The sequence below is a fragment of the Acinetobacter sp. S-1 genome (assembly GCF_059579785.1).
Map to the genome: position 1 here is coordinate 137,019 of NZ_CM184207.1, position 15,575 is coordinate 152,593.

Consider the following 15,575-nt stretch of genomic DNA (forward strand, 5'->3'; position numbering starts at 1 on the left):
AATCACCACAACGATTTCTACTATTAAATTAAAATAGACAGATCTGTATATTTTAATTTAGGTCGTAATTTTTATAACCTGTGGAAATTGAAAAACATCACAATTTGCTCCACCTCCAATTCGGTCCACCACTGCAAAATCACTTGGTGCCTCGAAGGTAAGCAAAGGATGATGCCATGTGCCTGCCCGATAATTAATACTTTGCTTTCCATTCGAGACGAAAGCACATAGTTTTGAAATATCAGGAGTATTTTCGTCCAAAGCGGGTGCCACGATAATTAAAAACTTTTGTTGCTGTAGTGGAATAAATGCCTGAGAGCCTTTCGGATGGCGCTCTAGCATTGAAATTTCCAGAGGCAGCACACTGGTCTTAATATTACGGAAAATACTAATTCCTGCCTTTGCTTCCCCTTCAATTTCAGTTTCAACGAGCGCATGATAGCGCTCAGTGTGGGCATCGTTAATATGAAAAAAGTCATGCCCATCGCAACAAATGACTTCTCCAAAGGACTGAAAGTTCTCAATGGTTAATGGCTGAATTTGAACATTCTTCATGATCATGACTTGGTAATTTTTCCCCATAAACGAACACGACTAATACCACCGTCTGGAATCATGTTAATACGAATATGCGAGATTTTTTCATGCTGTAAAATCTCATTCACATATTCATGAATATGATCCATTTGCATCGGTTGGGCTTCTAGTAAGTAAGACCAAAACATACTTTGAGGAATTAACTGTGCATCGGTTGCATTTTCGAGGTAAACCGCCTGAATAGATACTTGGGCAGGGAAGTTTCCTTTAAAATGAGCTGTATCAATTTCAAGCTTTTCAATTTTTCCGCTTTTACCCAACGCAAGAATACACCAGTCATAACCCGGTGCACGGCGGCGTTTGGTTTCCCATCCATCGCCCATGTTGACGCCACGGCCTGGGTTAATCAAATTACGCGGATGTCCAAAGTGCGCATCACTATAGGCAACTACACGGCCACCATTTTCGAGAGCCAATAAATCGAGAGTTTGTTCACTATCAGTTACCTGAATATGAACATCACCATAGACACGTAAACGGGCAATACCGCCATCTGGGAAAATATTAAGGCGTATATGAGTGAAAAGTGCATCATTATTGATCATAAAAATATGATGCTGGCTCGGGCCTAGTTCAGTATTTCCTAAAACATTCTCCCATTTTGCCCCTGTCAGGTCCCCATTTGGTGCATAACATGCTTCTAATGATGCAGATGCAGGATAATTTCCTGTAAAAAAGCTGGTATCAATATCAAGAGCAGTGATTTTTCCGCTTACACCAAGCTTCACGATACACCAATCATAACCTGCGTGACGCTTACGGCGTGTCTCCCATCCATCCATCCATTTGCCGTTGTCATCAAATTTATCTTCAACAAAAATAGGTGCATCAAATTGCAGCATACGTTTTGCTTCAGCAAAGAAATCATCTGAACACTCAATGACTTGTGCACCAATTCGGGCATCTGCCAAATTGGTTTTCGTATTCAAAATCTCAGGAAGTTCAAAAGCTGGAGCGTGCAATGTTGCCATAGTGGAGTATCCGTATTTCTTGTTAAAAACATGATTTTTCATTTAAAACTGCGCTAACACGGAGCGTGCCAAGTCGAGTTTTATACATAAATATATAAGCATGGTGCATGCCAGTTTTGTGGAAAAGCTAAATAAATTTTGAACGATGGCATGTTTTTAGCATAAGCACCCTATAGGTGAATATCTATAGGAGAGTGTTATGAATGTGGTGATTATTGGTGCAGGAATGGGAGGTCTAACCACAGGCATTGCATTAAAGAAATTTGGTCACCAAGTTCGCATTTTTGAGCAAACTGAAAAAATTCTTCCTGTCGGCGCGGCAATTTCGCTGTGGTCGAATGGTGTGAAATGTCTGAACTATCTGGGATTAACTGACAAAATCGCCAAACTTGGTGGACAAATGGATGATTTGGCCTATGTGGACGGTTTAACTGGAGATGTGATGACACAATTCAGTTTACTGCCATTAATTGAAGAAGTGGGCCAACGACCTTATCCAGTTGCACGTGCTGATTTACAAAATATGTTGATGGATGAATTTGGTCGTGATCAGATTTATCTAGGCAAAAAAATGGTCAGCCTTGAAGACAAAGCTGATTCTGTAGAAGTTCATTTTGCAGATGGTAGCTCAACGCAGGCCGATCTATTAATTGGGGCGGATGGCACTCATTCACTTACACGGACCTATGTATTGGGGCAGCAAGTGCAGCGCCGTTACGCAGGGTATGTAAACTGGAATGGCTTGGTTGAAATATCTGAAGATTTAGCTCCAGCCCAGCAATGGACGACTTATGTGGGCGAAGGCAAGCGTGCCTCCCTAATGCCAGTTGCAGATGGAAAGTTCTATTTCTTTTTAGATGTGCCTTTACCAGCAGGGTTAGATAATAATCGAGATGAATATAAAAAACTTTTAAAACAATATTTTGTTGATTGGTGCCAACCCGTACAGCAGCTTATTGAACGCTTAGACCCGCAAAAAACCAATCGGGTAGAAATCCATGATATTGAACCGTTTACACAGTTTTATAAAGGTCGTGTAGTGATTTTGGGTGACGCTGCACATAGCACGACACCTGATATTGGGCAAGGCGGCTGCCAAGCCATGGAAGATGCGATTTATTTAGCGCGTTCTCTGCAAATTAATACTTTGGGGCTAGAGGATGCTTTACGTCGCTATCAAAACAAGCGCAATGAACGTGCTAATGAGTTGGTGCTTCGCGCACGCAAACGTTGTGATGTGACACATATGAAAGATGAAGCTGTTACACAAGCATGGTATGAAGAATTACGCCGTGAACAAGGTGGACATATTATGCAGGGAATTATTAGCAATATTGTGGGTAATCCACTTGATTAAAAACAAAAACAGCAAGGAATTTTCCTTGCTGTTTATCTTCTAAATTTGGATTTTAGAAGTGGTATTTAACCAATGCACTAACGTTATTTTCGTCGGCACCTTTAATACCAAATTTGTTGTTCCACACTGAGTGCTCGATACCGAGGTATAGGCGTGTATCAGGAGAAATGTGTTTACCCACATTCCATTTCCACTGAGTTGTCCAGTTTAACTCGCTCGCATGGTCGCCTTCAGCAGTTGACCAGTCAAGGAAACCATCTACCAAGAAATCTTCAGATCCTAATTTTAATGGAATACCATAAACGAATGTCATTTGATAATCGTCGTCAATGTTCTCATTATTTGCACGGTAGAAGTTTAAATTTGCATATTGGAAATATGGGATATCTAAATCAACTGCAAAACCATAAAGGAAGTTGTCGAAGTTGTTGCCGTCTTCACTGTTACCTTCCCAAGTAGTACTAATGAGTACATCTTTAATTGGGCCATACGACAGTTTTTTACCAGACACTTCGCCTAAACTTAGACGTGGTGATAACTCAAAGTAAGTACTCTTGTGGTCATTTTCACCACGCATGCGGTCCATAAAGAAAAACACATCAGCGTATTTAACTTTTGCTGCATATTCCAAAGTAATCGTAGTTTCTTTGTCATCTACAACTTCATAGTTTTCACCATAAAGTCCAGTCACACTAAAATCTTGCCAGATTGGTTTCGCCTGAACCATGGCAGTTGCAGATAACAAGGCACAAGTCGCCGCAAGTTGCTTTAATTGCATTTAAATGATCTCCCCCCAAATAAAGCACGCTAAGGATACAGGGTCTTAAGCAAAAATGAAGCCAAATTTGATCAATGGTTAAAAAAAAGCCCACCGAAGTGGGGCGCTAAAAATTAAATCTTTAATGAGTATTTCTTGTATTTATTGTTTGGCTTAAATGGGGGGTACGCGAACTGCGAAATGAAGGTAAATGATTAAATAATAAATTCAACAAGATAGCAAAGATACATGTTGAACTAATGCCCGAATGGAACAAAGTTTGTACCCAAACCGGGAAATGAGCATAAAACTCATGGTTAATAATTGGGATCATCCCAGCTGATAAAGCAGTTGCGACAATAATTAAATTTTTCTGATCGTTATAATCTATTTTTGCCAAAGTGCGAATTCCACTCGCTGCAACCGACCCAAACAAGACCAAACCTGCACCACCAAGTACGGGCATTGGAATCGCTGCAATTAAACGACCCATAATAGGTAGTAGACCTAAAATAATCAGAATGACACCACCTGCTGCGACTACAAAGCGGCTTTTGATGCCTGTAATCGCAACCAGTCCAACATTTTGGGCAAAAGCGCTTTGCATGAAAGAACCAAAGATAGGCGCAAAAGCACTTGAGAACATATCTGCACGAACACCATTGGCGATACGTTTTGAATCGACTTCAGTTCCTACAATGTCTCCGACAGCAATAATATCGGCTGTGGTTTCCGTCATAATGACTAAAGTCACAATCAACATCGACAAGATTGCGCTTAATTCGAAAGTCGGTAAGCCAAATGCAAATAAGTGTGGAAATTGCAGCCATGCGCCTGAGCTTACCTGACTAAAATCACCAAAGCCCATAAAATAGGCGAGGGCAGTACCAGCAACAATAGCCAATAAAATCGATAAGCGACGAATGCTGGCTTGCGGCAACATATTTAAAACAATCACAATGCCTAAAGTCAGTAAGGCCAAAGAGATATTTTCTACACTTCCCCAGTCAGGTGCTTTATTGTTACCACCCATCATCCAGCGAATCGCGACAGGTAACAAAGATAGACCAATAATCGTGATGACGCATCCTGTCACAACAGGTGGGAAAAAACGAATAATTTTAGAAAAATAAGGTGCAAGACACAGTCCAATTAGAGATGCAGCAATGACCGCGCCGTAGACAGCAGGTAAACCACCGCCTGTAGTGATAATGGCGACCATGGTGGCCACACCCGCGAAAGATACACCCTGTACGAGAGGTAATTTTGCGCCTAGATATTTGGTACCGATGGTTTGAATCAGTGTTGCCAATCCACCTACAAATAGCGCAGCCGCAATTAACATTCCGATTTGTGCTGAGCTTAAGCCAGCTGCCGTTCCAATAATCAAGGGCGGGGCTACAATGCCACCATACATGGTCAGCACATGCTGTAAGCCGTAAGCAAAACTTTTGGAAATTCCTAAATATTCATGCTCTGGAGAAATCGCATTTTTTTGCTGATAATTCATATTTTTCTCCTATTTATATCTGAGTTAGCTACCGCGATAAGTGGAGTAAGCAAATGGGCTGATCAATAAAGGAATGTGATAATGCTGATTGATGTCTTCTATGAAAAATTGGATACAAACACGCGGGAAAAAAGTTTTGACTTGCTGCGATGAAAAATAAGGAGCAATTTCAAATTCAAGTTGATAAGCACCTTCTGCAAAGTCTGTTATGCCAAAATCACTCACTCGACCATCTTGATTGGTGGTTGCGGTCGCTATCAGTTCATGGGTTGCTGCATGAAACAACTTTACTTCTACGTCTGCAGCTGGTTTACCTAAATTCGTATCTAAAATATGAGTGCTGATCATGCTTGTATTTCCTGAGATAGACGTAATAGAGCAATCGCTGCGAGTTGCTCATGTACAATTGTTTTTTCGATAGCTAAGTCGTTTTTTAGTCTTTCATGTAGCTTTTTTAAAATTTCATCACTACTGAGGCCTGCCGCTTTAATTAAAAAAATAAAGCCAAACTTTTGCTCATAATCAAGATTACCTTGCAGCAGAGCTTGTTGTGTTTGTTCATCTAAAGAAATGCCAGCTTGTTCTTTAGATGAAAAATCTTGCTCTTTTGCATTGAGTTGTTTTTTAGCTTCGCGTTCACCAATTTTTGGATGAGTTGCTAAAGCTGCTTGAATCTCTTGCCATGACCACATTTGACTTAATTGTTCTGCATATTCCAAAAGAGATGCTTTTGTTGAATAGGGGCGTTTTGAGATGATTTTTTCGGCCCATGCTTGAATGTGGACACAGTTTTTTAACAAAGTCTTGAGTTGTTCTGGTGGGGCTTGATTAAACTCGGCTAAAAACACTGTTATTCCTAAACTCGTTGTCTTGATATGGAGTTTTAGCAATAACAGTGCCAATAGCGAGTTTTAATTCGCTTATAAATTTTGAAAATTAAAAATCAATTATTTAGTTATGTGATTTTTATACCAATGTTCGGCAATCTCCTGTCGACGACATACCCATACTCGATCATGCATTTGAATATAGTCGAGAAATTTTTGTAATGCTTTAAAACGGCCCGGACGCCCTAAAATGCGGCAATGCATTCCAATCGACATCATTTTTGGTGCAGTTTCTCCCTCTGCATACAACACATCGAAACTATCTTTCAAATATTGAAAAAACTGTTCTGAACTATTAAAGCCGCCCGGTGAACAGAACTTCATGTCGTTACATTCTAAAGTGTAAGGAATAATCAGATGAGGACGTGATGCGCCATCAGCATTGGTAAGCGTTGTCCAAAAAGGCAGGTCATCACCATAATAATCTGAGTCATATTGTATTTGTGGAAACTCTGCGAGTAACTGACGTGTATTGGGGCTGTCACGTCCGGTGTACCAACCTATCACTTTATTTTCAAAAAGGTTTTCTAAGACAGTTAAAGCCTGCTCCATATGCTGTTTTTCGACTTCAATGTCGGTATCTTGATAGTGAAGCCAGCGGTAACCATGAGAAACCACATCATAATCAGCTTGCTTAATCGCTTCTACAATATAAGGGTTGCGGGCAAGTGCCATTGCAACCCCAAAAATGGTCATTGGAAGTTTGCGCTTTTGGAATTCATTATGAATGCGCCAAAAACCAGCACGTGAACCATATTCGTACATAGAGTCCATCGACATATGTTTAGCTGGGTAACTTGCGGCACCAATAATCTCTGATAAAAACTGTTCTGAGCCATCATCGCCATGCTCTATATGTTTTTCGCCACCTTCTTCATAATTAAGAACAAATTGCACAGCAACCTTGGCATTATTAGGCCATTTAACTTGTGGCGGTTGCCCGTGATATCCGATTAAATCACGTGAATAAGGAGACTTCTGGATTTGCTCAATAAGCTCTGCTCCAGATAGATAAGATTTGGACACGATTGCTCTCCTTTTGTTCAATTTTTCATAAAAATTTAAAAAATCAGCTTGCATATTTTTATAGATGGACTGATATTGAAGGTATGAAGATCTTCAAAATAAATTAAAAGCAGTACGTTTAAGTCAGGAGATAACAAACCATTACACCATCAAAATGTACAATTGAAGTCAGTTCATGCATGCTTAAAACATGCCAACATAAAAAAGTTTTGCATAGAAAAGATCCACAGTAAGAAAGAGAGGATGGTATTTATGAATATTGAAATCCGCACAGATAAAAACATCCATAACAGCGAACGTTTAATTACTTATGTACGTGCAGAACTTACTCAAGAATTCCAACGTCATAGCGAACGTATTACGCATTTTTCGGTTCATTTTAGTGATGAAAATGGGGACAAAGGTGGTGACAAAGATATCCACTGTATGATTGAAGCGCGTCCTTCAGGTTTGAAACCAGTTGCAGTACATCATAAAGCAGGAAATATTGACGCCTCGATTCATGGCGCGATTGAAAAATTAAAACGTAGCCTTGAACATACTTTTGAGAAAAAAGAACACCCGAGAGGTGGTCAACCAGAATTCATTGATGATGAAGTTTAATTTAAAATGCTAAAAAGCCCTTCGGGGCTTTTTTTATATTTAATGAAAATAAAACTATTCACAACATTAGGTTTGCAATGCGATGCAATCAACCTCTAAAATCTTCAGAAGAGATTAGGCATAATAGCCCTAATATATTTTTGAGAGATGGTCATGTTAACCACCCAGCAGCAAGCTTTAATTAAATCCATAGAAGAATTAGAACTCGCGCAAGTGCAAAAATTACTTGCTGAAGGACTTGATCCGAACTTTATTGATCCGGAACAAGGACCACCTGTATCAATCATTTGTGATGGAATTTTTAAATGGTGGGAAGATGTATCAGAAGCTTATGAAGCGGGTACACCACTATCAAAAGAAGAAAAGCAACAATCATTACAAGTTTACCTCGATATTCTCGAAGCTTTGATTCAAGCCAAAGCGAATGTACACCTTTGGGATGCAGAAGAGTTTTATGGTCCTTTATGGGATGCGGCAAGCTCGGCATGTGCGCCAGCCGTTCAACGTTTATTAAATGAAAAAGTTGATCCAAACACACGCGATGAAGAAGGACTCACTATTTTATCGTCAATCAGTCAGTTGTTCTTTGATTGTGACTTTGATGAAATAGACTGGTCAGAAGCGCTTCAAGAAGAGCGTGAAACATTAGAATTATTGCGCCAACATGGGGCAAAAATGTCAAAAGAACTAACTACTTGATTGGATAATAGAATGAGAACATTTCAAATTTTAACTTTTGCTTTGACCACTGTTGCCGCAGGAAGTACTTTTGCTGCAGAGTTCTCTTTTGACCGCCCAGGTGCTGGCTTTGGAACAGGGATTACTCCAGTTGGTAAATTGGCTTGGGAACAAGGTTTGCCAAGTGCAACTTATACAGAATCAACGGTTGATGGCGTCAAAGAAAAAACCGTAACTGTAAATGAAGATATGTTATTCCGTACCGGTTTAGCTGATGGTTTGGAATTACAATTAGGTTGGCAAGGTCCAGCATGGACTCAAACTAAACGGGCTGGTAAAAAACATGACACTTCAGGTTTTGGTGATGTCAGCATCGGTTTGAAAAAAGCAATTGATCTAAACGATGAAAATTTATCAATGGCTGTGTTAGCTGAAGCGATCATTGCCACTGGAAATGATGAATTTACTGCACATGACGATATTTATAGCCTAAGTTCAGCAGTCGCTTATAAATATAATGACTTAGTAGGCACATCAATTACCATGCGCTACGAAGTACAAAATAGTAACTGGGCAGTAACTGCAATTCCAACGATTGATTATAAAATCGCAGGTAAGCTGTCAGGTTATTCTGAGTTCATTTACCGTAAAGCTGAAAGCCAAGACTACGAATATGGTTTAGGGACAGGTTTAGTCTACGCCGTAAATGATCGTACTCAGCTCGATGCAAGTATCGGGGTTGATTTAGAGGGTCAAGACAAGAGCTACAACGGTGGCTTAGGCGTGGCATTCTTGTTCTAATCGAAGCAATTTAAATTTATGTTAATGAAAAAGCTTATTCATCAGGGAATTCTTTATTTTCTAGCAGTTGCTGTTTGTGTGTTTAGCCAGCTGGTTTCTGCACAAGATAAGCTACTCTCACCCGAACAAGCTTTTTCATTTTCGGTTGAATCTTCTGAGCCGCATACTGCGAGTTTGTCTTGGCAGATTCAGCCAAATTATTATCTTTATCAGCATAAATTTTCTGTACAACAAGGTACTCAACCTTTAACTTTAAAGTTACCTAAAGCGGTTGCCCAATATGATGAAAATTATGGGCAAAGTCAGGTTTACTACCATCAAGTTAATTTCCAAATTAAGACTAAGCCTTCAGAGCACTATAGTGTGACTTGGCAGGGCTGTGCCAAAGACCGTATTTGTTATCCACCCCAGACCATTGAGTTTCAAACCGATGCAGATGGCTTGGTGGGTGTGCAAAACCAAGCAGGAACAGCGCCAAAACGATTACTAGATTTAGCGAATACACAATCCGACACTTCCTCGGGTTCAGAATCTTTAGAAAAAGAGCAGAGTACAGAGACAGCAGCTGATACAACTACAACTCAAATTGCGCAAGATCAGATCTGGTCAGCCAAGTTAATTGAACACTCGCTTTGGTATGGAGTTTTATTATTTTTAGGTTTAGGCATGTTGCTCGCATTTACGCCATGTTCTTTACCGATGCTTCCTATTTTAACTTCACTGATCATTCGCGAACATAAAGGTTTAAAGGCTTGGACCATTGCGCTTACTTTTGTGTGTAGCATGGCATTGGTTTATGCAGGCTTAGGTTTAATTGCTTCTTCGGCAGGCTTAAATTTCCAACGCTGGTTACAACAGCCAGCGACTTTAATTGCTTTTAGTTTGCTGTTTATTGTTTTTGCTCTGAACTTATTTGGTTTGTTTGAGCTTCGTTTACCTCAGACATGGTTAAACCGACTTGACCGTATTCAGTCAATGCAACAAGGTGGTACTTTGGTCGGTGCTGGGGTTATGGGTGTCGTTTCTGCGCTTTTGGTGGGGCCTTGTATGACCGCACCTCTCGCCGGAACTTTGTTATTTATTTCTCAAACGCAAAATCAGTGGCAAGGTGCTTTGCTTTTATTCTGCCTAGGCTTTGGAATGGGAATTCCATTGTTACTCGCAAGTATTTTAGGGGCAAAATTCTTGCCTAAAGCGGGCGACTGGATGCATCAGATTAAAGTAATTTTTGCTTTTCTGATGTTGGGATTAAGTCTTTATTTTATTCGTCCTTTGCTGCCAGATTTGGGTATGCAAGTGCTTAGCCTCGTATTAGGCCTTGCTTTTATAGGCTATGCTGTTTATCAGTTTTTCTGGAAAAAAGGGCAACTACAATGGCTCTACGCGATTTTATTATTAATCGTTACCCCTTTTGTAGCCTATAACCAATATCAACATATTCAAAATCGAACTTTGCAAAGTTCTGCCCACATGGCCGAGTGGCATATTGCAACTACAGCAGCGGACTTTGAGAAAATTTTAGCGGCAGCACCTACTGACCGAGCTATTGTGGTTGATATCTACGCAGATTGGTGTGTTGCCTGCCAACCGATTGAGCACCGTATTTTAAAAGCACCAGAGGTTCAATCTGCTCTTGCACCTTATTATTTAATTAAGCTTGATTTGAGCCATTATGACCAGTCGCATGAAGCGCTACTCAAGCAGTGGAATATTTTAGGACCACCGACCTATTTATTTTTAAGCCCAGAGCAAAAAGAGATTCGTGCTTTACGTTTAACGGGCGCTTTTAGTCAACAAGAGCTTTTGCAGCAACTCGCGAGTTTGGCAAAATTCAAAGAATCATAAAGTATCAATAGTTTCGGTCTGATGAAATGTACGTACCTGATTACGTCCCGAAGCTTTTACCGCATAAAGTGCTTGGTCAGCCTGCCGAATAACCAGATAAGGATCTTGTGCAAAAGCTGAACTGCTTATTCCAAAACTCGCACTAATGTGAATAGGATTATTTTGAGCGGTAAAAACAGGTAATTCTTGCAAGGCTTGGCGACAACGCTCAGCAATTTTCTCTGCTTGAATAATATCTGTATGGGGGAGTAGTAAAATAAATTCTTCTCCACCAAATCGACCAATAATGTCTTCGCTACGCAAATTCTCAGAAAGACATTGAGCAATTTCAATTAAGACCTGATCACCTTGATGGTGGCCGTATATATCATTAATTTTTTTAAAATGATCGATATCAAGAAGTACCACAGCATAATCAAATTGTTGTTGATGTAGCGACTCCAAATGCATGTTTAAACTACGTCTATTTAATACATTAGTTAATGGGTCGATTTGGCTTAAACGTTGAATATAAGTTTCTCGCTGACGCCATTGGGTGAGTAATATTTCAAATAAAACAAAACAGGCCAATAAAATCGGCATAATAAAAAAAGCCATACTTCCTAACCAGAAAGAATTGGTTTGGGCATGATCCATGGCTCTAAAATTAAATAGAGGTGCATACGCTAAAGCACCTGTCATACTTAAATATGTACAAACAGTTAAAATAATTGTGGCAGGTACAAGAGCGCTATAAACAATTTTACGGTCAAATAACACCAGACCCACCCCAATCGTACCCACATAACCGACCATAGTGGCTGGGCTGATACTGCCAATTAAATATCCATCATGACATAGCATAAGTGCAAAGAACTGCACGCTAATGAAAGGAATAACTTTTTGAGCCCAATCATCATTTTTGTAGCGGTAACATGGAATAATCAAAAGGACTAATAAAAATAAGGTAAATAAATTGAGCCAGATTTGTGATTCAACTAAAGGCAGATTTGCCCATTGCCAAACACTTGGTGTAATTAAAATATAGCCTTTCCATAAAATCCAACTGAAATTCATTGCGCAAGCAAGTGTGAGCATCAGTGCGCTTTTTTGTAATGGCGTCCAGTTGATGATGTGATTATTGTGGATGAAATCGATTATCACCTGTTTTATTCTATTTACGGGATAAGTGATTAAACGATTTTTCATAATAAATAAGGGCTCCTAAATATAGATGCCTCTTCGTTAGACCATCCTAAAATTGGATTTTTTCAATAATTTATATTTTAAACATAACATGATTTTCAATTTATATATGATGACTTTTTATAAAGAAAATGATGTGAAAAGTTTTGAGGCCTATTCACATCATTTATAAATAAATTAAGTTTTATCCAGTTCGTGGGCAAATTCAGCAATATCTGCCAATGCTTGTTTTGCTTCATCAAACCACGCATTGAACATCTGGAAGTTATGCCACATGCCCGTATAAAGTTTGAATTGAACTTTAACGCCAGCCTCTTCAGCTTTTTCTCTAAAACGCTTGGCATCGTCTAATAAGATTTCTTTAGAACCCACTTGAACTAAAGTAGGTGGTAGGCCATGCAAGTCATCGAAGATAGGTGAAACACGTGGGTCATCAGCTGCGATATGATTGCCTATATAGTACTGAGTACCTGTTTGTAGGGCTTCAATAGATAATAAGGCGTCGTGCTTTTTGTTAAACCGAAGAGACTCACTCGTGAGTGTTAAATCCAAAAAAGGAGACAACAAGATCAGGCCACTCGGCATGAGTTCAGGTTGTTCTTTCAAACGTAAGCAAAGTGCTAACGCTAAATTTGCCCCGCATGAATCACCCGATAAAATAATATCTTTCGGCTGAATGCCTTGCACCACTAAAGATTGATAGATGTCATACAGAGCTTCAGTTGCCTCAGGGTATGGATGTTCAGGTGCAAGCGGATAGTCCACATGAATAATCTGCATTTGAGTACGGGCAGCTAAATCCGTCATAAAAGCATGATGTGTTTTGACACTACCAAGGAAAAAAGCACCGCCGTGAATGTGAAAAATCAGTTGAGTCGCAGAATCTTGCGGTTTGATTTCTTCACCTTTAATACCTGCTAGTCGAATCGGGCGCACAGAAACATTTTTTTGACGTGGAAAAGCACGACACATCTGATCTAGTACAGGGCGTAAGGCAGTAGCTGGCAAATTTAGCTGGCTTGGCTTACGAATTGTTGTTTTAAGAAAAGTTTCTGTAAAATAATATTTCCAAACATTTGATATATTCATATAGCATCCATTTTTATGCTAGTTTCTTGTTTTCTTGTAAATTTTATTTTGCAAGATTACAAGGTTACACGAAACAGTCACATTCAAAAATTGCAATATCTTTGCGACTTCTGAATACTGAAAATCTTGAAAGACCCAAGGATATTACAAAAATGAAAAAGATTGCTTTAGCTTTAGGACTCATTGGTATGGCTGCATTTGCCAATGCGGCTGATTCACTCAATGGAACGGTATGGAAAACGATTGATGATCAGACCAACAAGCCAAAAGCCGTAGTGAAATTTACGGAACAGAAGGACGGAACCCTAACTGCAACCATCCAAAACATTTTGACACCAGGTGAAGAAAACGCTTGTACAAAATGTGAAGGTCCGTACAAAAACAAACCGCTTAAAGGTGTCACCATTGTACATAATTTAAAAAATGTAGGTGGTAACAGTTATGAAAACGGTACGATTTTAGACCCAAAATCAGGTAAAACTTACAAACTGAAAGGTGAGTTAACCGATGGCGGCAAAAAGCTTAAATTACGTGGTTATATTGGCGTTTCTGCACTTGGTCGTAACCAAACATGGATTCGCGCGAACTAAAAGTTTTAATAAAAAAACGAGCCAAATGGCTCGTTTTTTTAGCCTTGTATATTTTGATAAGCGGTTTCATCAAAACCCACAATAAAACCCTGTGAAGTTTTTAAAACAGGTCTTTTAATCAAACTTGGTTGAGCAATGAGTGCTTCAATCAGGTGATCTTCACTGCTTAGAGCACGGTTTTGTTCTTCTTCTGAAAGCTTGCGCCAAGTCGTTCCTTTTTTGTTGAGAACGGTATCTTTTCCAATTTCTTTTAACCAGATTTTTAAAGTATCTGCATCAATGCCTTGTTTTTTATAATCATGAAAATCATAGTTAAGCCCTTTAGCCTGTAAGGCATCAAATGCTTTTTTCATTGAGTTACAGTTTTTAATTCCATAAATTTTTAACATTTTATCGGACCATGTCAAAAAGAGAGAGCACACAGCCTAACCCAAAAAGCTTTGAAGCACTACTTATACCGATACTTTTAAAACAAATGAAAATTAATGATTAATCGAAAGAAAAATGTCATGTTATTGTCATAAGACATGGTAATAATGAGCTTAATAAGAAGAAGTTAAAACTAAAAGAACTTAGCGCAAAATAAGAGACAGAAAAGAGAAAACCCGCATTTAATCATCCTGATCATGCGGGTCTCATTTCAACGTCCAATGTCACATCCTTGCAAATAAACTTATCATAAGTTTATTTTATCTTCCTACGGCGTCCTATCCTTTTGCGTCATCCTGACTGCTTCCCTGTGCCGTGGGGCTATAATGCCGTTAAAGCTGTGTAAGAAAAATACTCAAAAACGACATATGCTGTAAGCGAAAACGACAATGTAAGTGAACGAGTGTTCACTTATTCTTGAATTTTATAGTCGATAATAACGGGTGCATGGTCGCTAAACCATTGATCTTTATAAACCCATGCGTTAATTGTACGTGCTTTCCAGTCTGGCGAGCATGCATGGTAATCAATACGCCACCCTACATTTTTTGCACGAGCTTGACCGCGATTTGACCACCATGAATAAAGTTCTGCTTCTGTGCGAACTACACGGAAGGTATCGACATAGCCAAGTTCATCATAGATATGGTCAAGCCACGCACGTTCATGTGGTAAACAACCAGAAGATTTCTGGTTACCTGACCAGTTTTTGATATCTATTCGTTTATGAACAATGTTGTAGTCACCACAAATGATGACTGACTTGTTTTCATCACGCCATTGTTTCAAGATTTTTGCGTATTCACCTAAAAATAAATCTTTACGTGCTTGCGCTTCTTCACCACTTGAGCCCGAAGGTAAGTATAATGATGCAATATGTACCGGATGTGACAAACCTAAATCGAATTCCGCAGAAATAAAGCGGCCTTGACTGTCAGCCAGCTCAAACCCTAAACCATCTTTAACAGAGACGAAGGGTAGGCGGCTATATATTGCAGTCCCCGCATAACCTGCACGCTCTGCTGGAAAGAGATGGGTATGCCATCCTTCGGGTCTAAATTTTTCAGTCCATTGTTCATGGGTAATGCGGCTTTCCTGCATGCATACGACATCGGCATCTGACTGTTCTAACCATTCAAGTAAGCCTTTCGTTACTGAAGAACGTAAGCCATTTACGTTAATGGAAACGACTCGAAGAATTTTTACATCACTTGGATACTGATCCTTTGGTATCATGCGAAAATTTAACC

17 protein-coding genes are annotated in these 15,575 nt (G+C 39.4%); 6 read left to right on the forward strand and 11 right to left on the reverse strand.

Annotated features, from left to right (window positions below; all coding sequences use genetic code 11):
• Window positions 1-57 precede the first annotated feature (57 nt).
• Window positions 58-561, reverse strand: coding sequence for an ureidoglycolate lyase (locus AC52J8_RS00620; RefSeq protein WP_197738997.1), 504 nt, complete (start codon window positions 559-561; stop codon window positions 58-60).
• The gene (gene alc, locus AC52J8_RS00625) at window positions 558-1,568 is read right to left on the reverse strand and encodes an allantoicase (protein ID WP_086399902.1); all 1,011 of its coding nucleotides are present in this window, start codon (window positions 1,566-1,568) and stop codon (window positions 558-560) included. Before alc ends, AC52J8_RS00620 begins: the two co-directional genes overlap by 4 nt.
• Window positions 1,569-1,767: 199 nt before the next feature.
• On the opposite strand from alc, the gene hpxO reads away from it, so the two are divergent.
• The gene (gene hpxO, locus AC52J8_RS00630) at window positions 1,768-2,925 is read left to right on the forward strand and encodes an FAD-dependent urate hydroxylase HpxO (protein WP_057069017.1); all 1,158 of its coding nucleotides are present in this window, start codon (window positions 1,768-1,770) and stop codon (window positions 2,923-2,925) included.
• Between the two features lie 52 nt (window positions 2,926-2,977).
• On the opposite strand, the gene AC52J8_RS00635 is transcribed toward hpxO, so the two are convergent.
• The 5 genes from AC52J8_RS00635 to puuE all read right to left on the reverse strand — a co-directional run bounded on the left by AC52J8_RS00635 (window position 2,978) and on the right by puuE (window position 7,105).
• Window positions 2,978-3,703, reverse strand: coding sequence for an outer membrane protein OmpK (locus tag AC52J8_RS00635; protein WP_002121976.1), 726 nt, complete (start codon window positions 3,701-3,703; stop codon window positions 2,978-2,980).
• A gap of 121 nt (window positions 3,704-3,824) precedes the next feature.
• Window positions 3,825-5,192, reverse strand: a complete 1,368-nt coding sequence (locus tag AC52J8_RS00640) for a nucleobase:cation symporter-2 family protein (protein WP_086399903.1) — start codon at window positions 5,190-5,192, stop codon at window positions 3,825-3,827.
• 24 nt (window positions 5,193-5,216) lie between these two features.
• Window positions 5,217-5,540: a hydroxyisourate hydrolase gene (gene uraH, locus AC52J8_RS00645; protein WP_005066767.1), complete on the reverse strand. Its 324-nt coding sequence runs from the start codon at window positions 5,538-5,540 to the stop codon at window positions 5,217-5,219.
• Window positions 5,537-6,040 carry a 2-oxo-4-hydroxy-4-carboxy-5-ureidoimidazoline decarboxylase gene (gene uraD, locus AC52J8_RS00650; protein ID WP_002121920.1) on the reverse strand — a complete coding sequence of 168 codons (504 nt, stop codon included), beginning with the start codon at window positions 6,038-6,040 and terminating at the stop codon, window positions 5,537-5,539. The genes uraH and uraD overlap by 4 nt, the downstream gene beginning before the upstream one ends.
• Before the next feature lie 99 nt (window positions 6,041-6,139).
• The gene (puuE, locus tag AC52J8_RS00655) at window positions 6,140-7,105 is read right to left on the reverse strand and encodes an allantoinase PuuE (RefSeq protein ID WP_197738958.1); all 966 of its coding nucleotides are present in this window, start codon (window positions 7,103-7,105) and stop codon (window positions 6,140-6,142) included.
• Between the two features lie 252 nt (window positions 7,106-7,357).
• Here puuE and AC52J8_RS00660 point away from each other — a divergent pair, with 252 nt between their 5' ends.
• From AC52J8_RS00660 to dsbD, 4 genes are all read left to right on the forward strand, one after another.
• Window positions 7,358-7,708 carry an HPF/RaiA family ribosome-associated protein gene (locus AC52J8_RS00660; RefSeq protein WP_001019316.1) on the forward strand — a complete coding sequence of 117 codons (351 nt, stop codon included), beginning with the start codon at window positions 7,358-7,360 and terminating at the stop codon, window positions 7,706-7,708.
• A 153-nt stretch (window positions 7,709-7,861) separates the two neighbouring features.
• Window positions 7,862-8,407 (forward strand): ankyrin repeat domain-containing protein, encoded by a 546-nt coding sequence (locus AC52J8_RS00665; protein WP_086399905.1) that lies wholly within the window; start codon window positions 7,862-7,864, stop codon window positions 8,405-8,407.
• Window positions 8,408-8,419: 12 nt separating this feature from the next.
• Window positions 8,420-9,187 (forward strand): transporter, encoded by a 768-nt coding sequence (locus tag AC52J8_RS00670; protein WP_014207941.1) that lies wholly within the window; start codon window positions 8,420-8,422, stop codon window positions 9,185-9,187.
• Between the two features lie 18 nt (window positions 9,188-9,205).
• Window positions 9,206-11,032, forward strand: a complete 1,827-nt coding sequence (dsbD, locus tag AC52J8_RS00675) for a protein-disulfide reductase DsbD (protein ID WP_086399906.1) — start codon at window positions 9,206-9,208, stop codon at window positions 11,030-11,032.
• Here the strand turns inward: dsbD and AC52J8_RS00680 are convergent.
• On the reverse strand, window positions 11,027-12,220 hold the full coding sequence (locus AC52J8_RS00680; protein ID WP_203080009.1) for a GGDEF domain-containing protein: 1,194 nt from the start codon (window positions 12,218-12,220) through the stop codon (window positions 11,027-11,029). The two genes, dsbD and AC52J8_RS00680, sit on opposite strands and share 6 nt — an antisense overlap.
• 174 nt (window positions 12,221-12,394) lie before the next feature.
• The gene (locus tag AC52J8_RS00685; RefSeq protein ID WP_032036148.1) at window positions 12,395-13,306 is read right to left on the reverse strand and encodes an alpha/beta hydrolase; all 912 of its coding nucleotides are present in this window, start codon (window positions 13,304-13,306) and stop codon (window positions 12,395-12,397) included.
• A 152-nt stretch (window positions 13,307-13,458) separates the two neighbouring features.
• Between AC52J8_RS00685 and AC52J8_RS00690 the strand changes: the two genes are divergently transcribed.
• A complete protein-coding gene (locus AC52J8_RS00690; protein WP_002121971.1) occupies window positions 13,459-13,896 on the forward strand; it encodes a DUF2147 domain-containing protein in 438 nt (145 codons plus the stop codon).
• 38 nt (window positions 13,897-13,934) lie between these two features.
• On the opposite strand, the gene AC52J8_RS00695 is transcribed toward AC52J8_RS00690, so the two are convergent.
• Window positions 13,935-14,285, reverse strand: coding sequence for an arsenate reductase (locus AC52J8_RS00695; RefSeq protein ID WP_032036146.1), 351 nt, complete (start codon window positions 14,283-14,285; stop codon window positions 13,935-13,937).
• Between the two features lie 451 nt (window positions 14,286-14,736).
• Window positions 14,737-15,561: an exodeoxyribonuclease III gene (locus AC52J8_RS00700; RefSeq protein WP_002122009.1), complete on the reverse strand. Its 825-nt coding sequence runs from the start codon at window positions 15,559-15,561 to the stop codon at window positions 14,737-14,739.
• Between the last annotated feature and the right edge of the window lie 14 nt (window positions 15,562-15,575).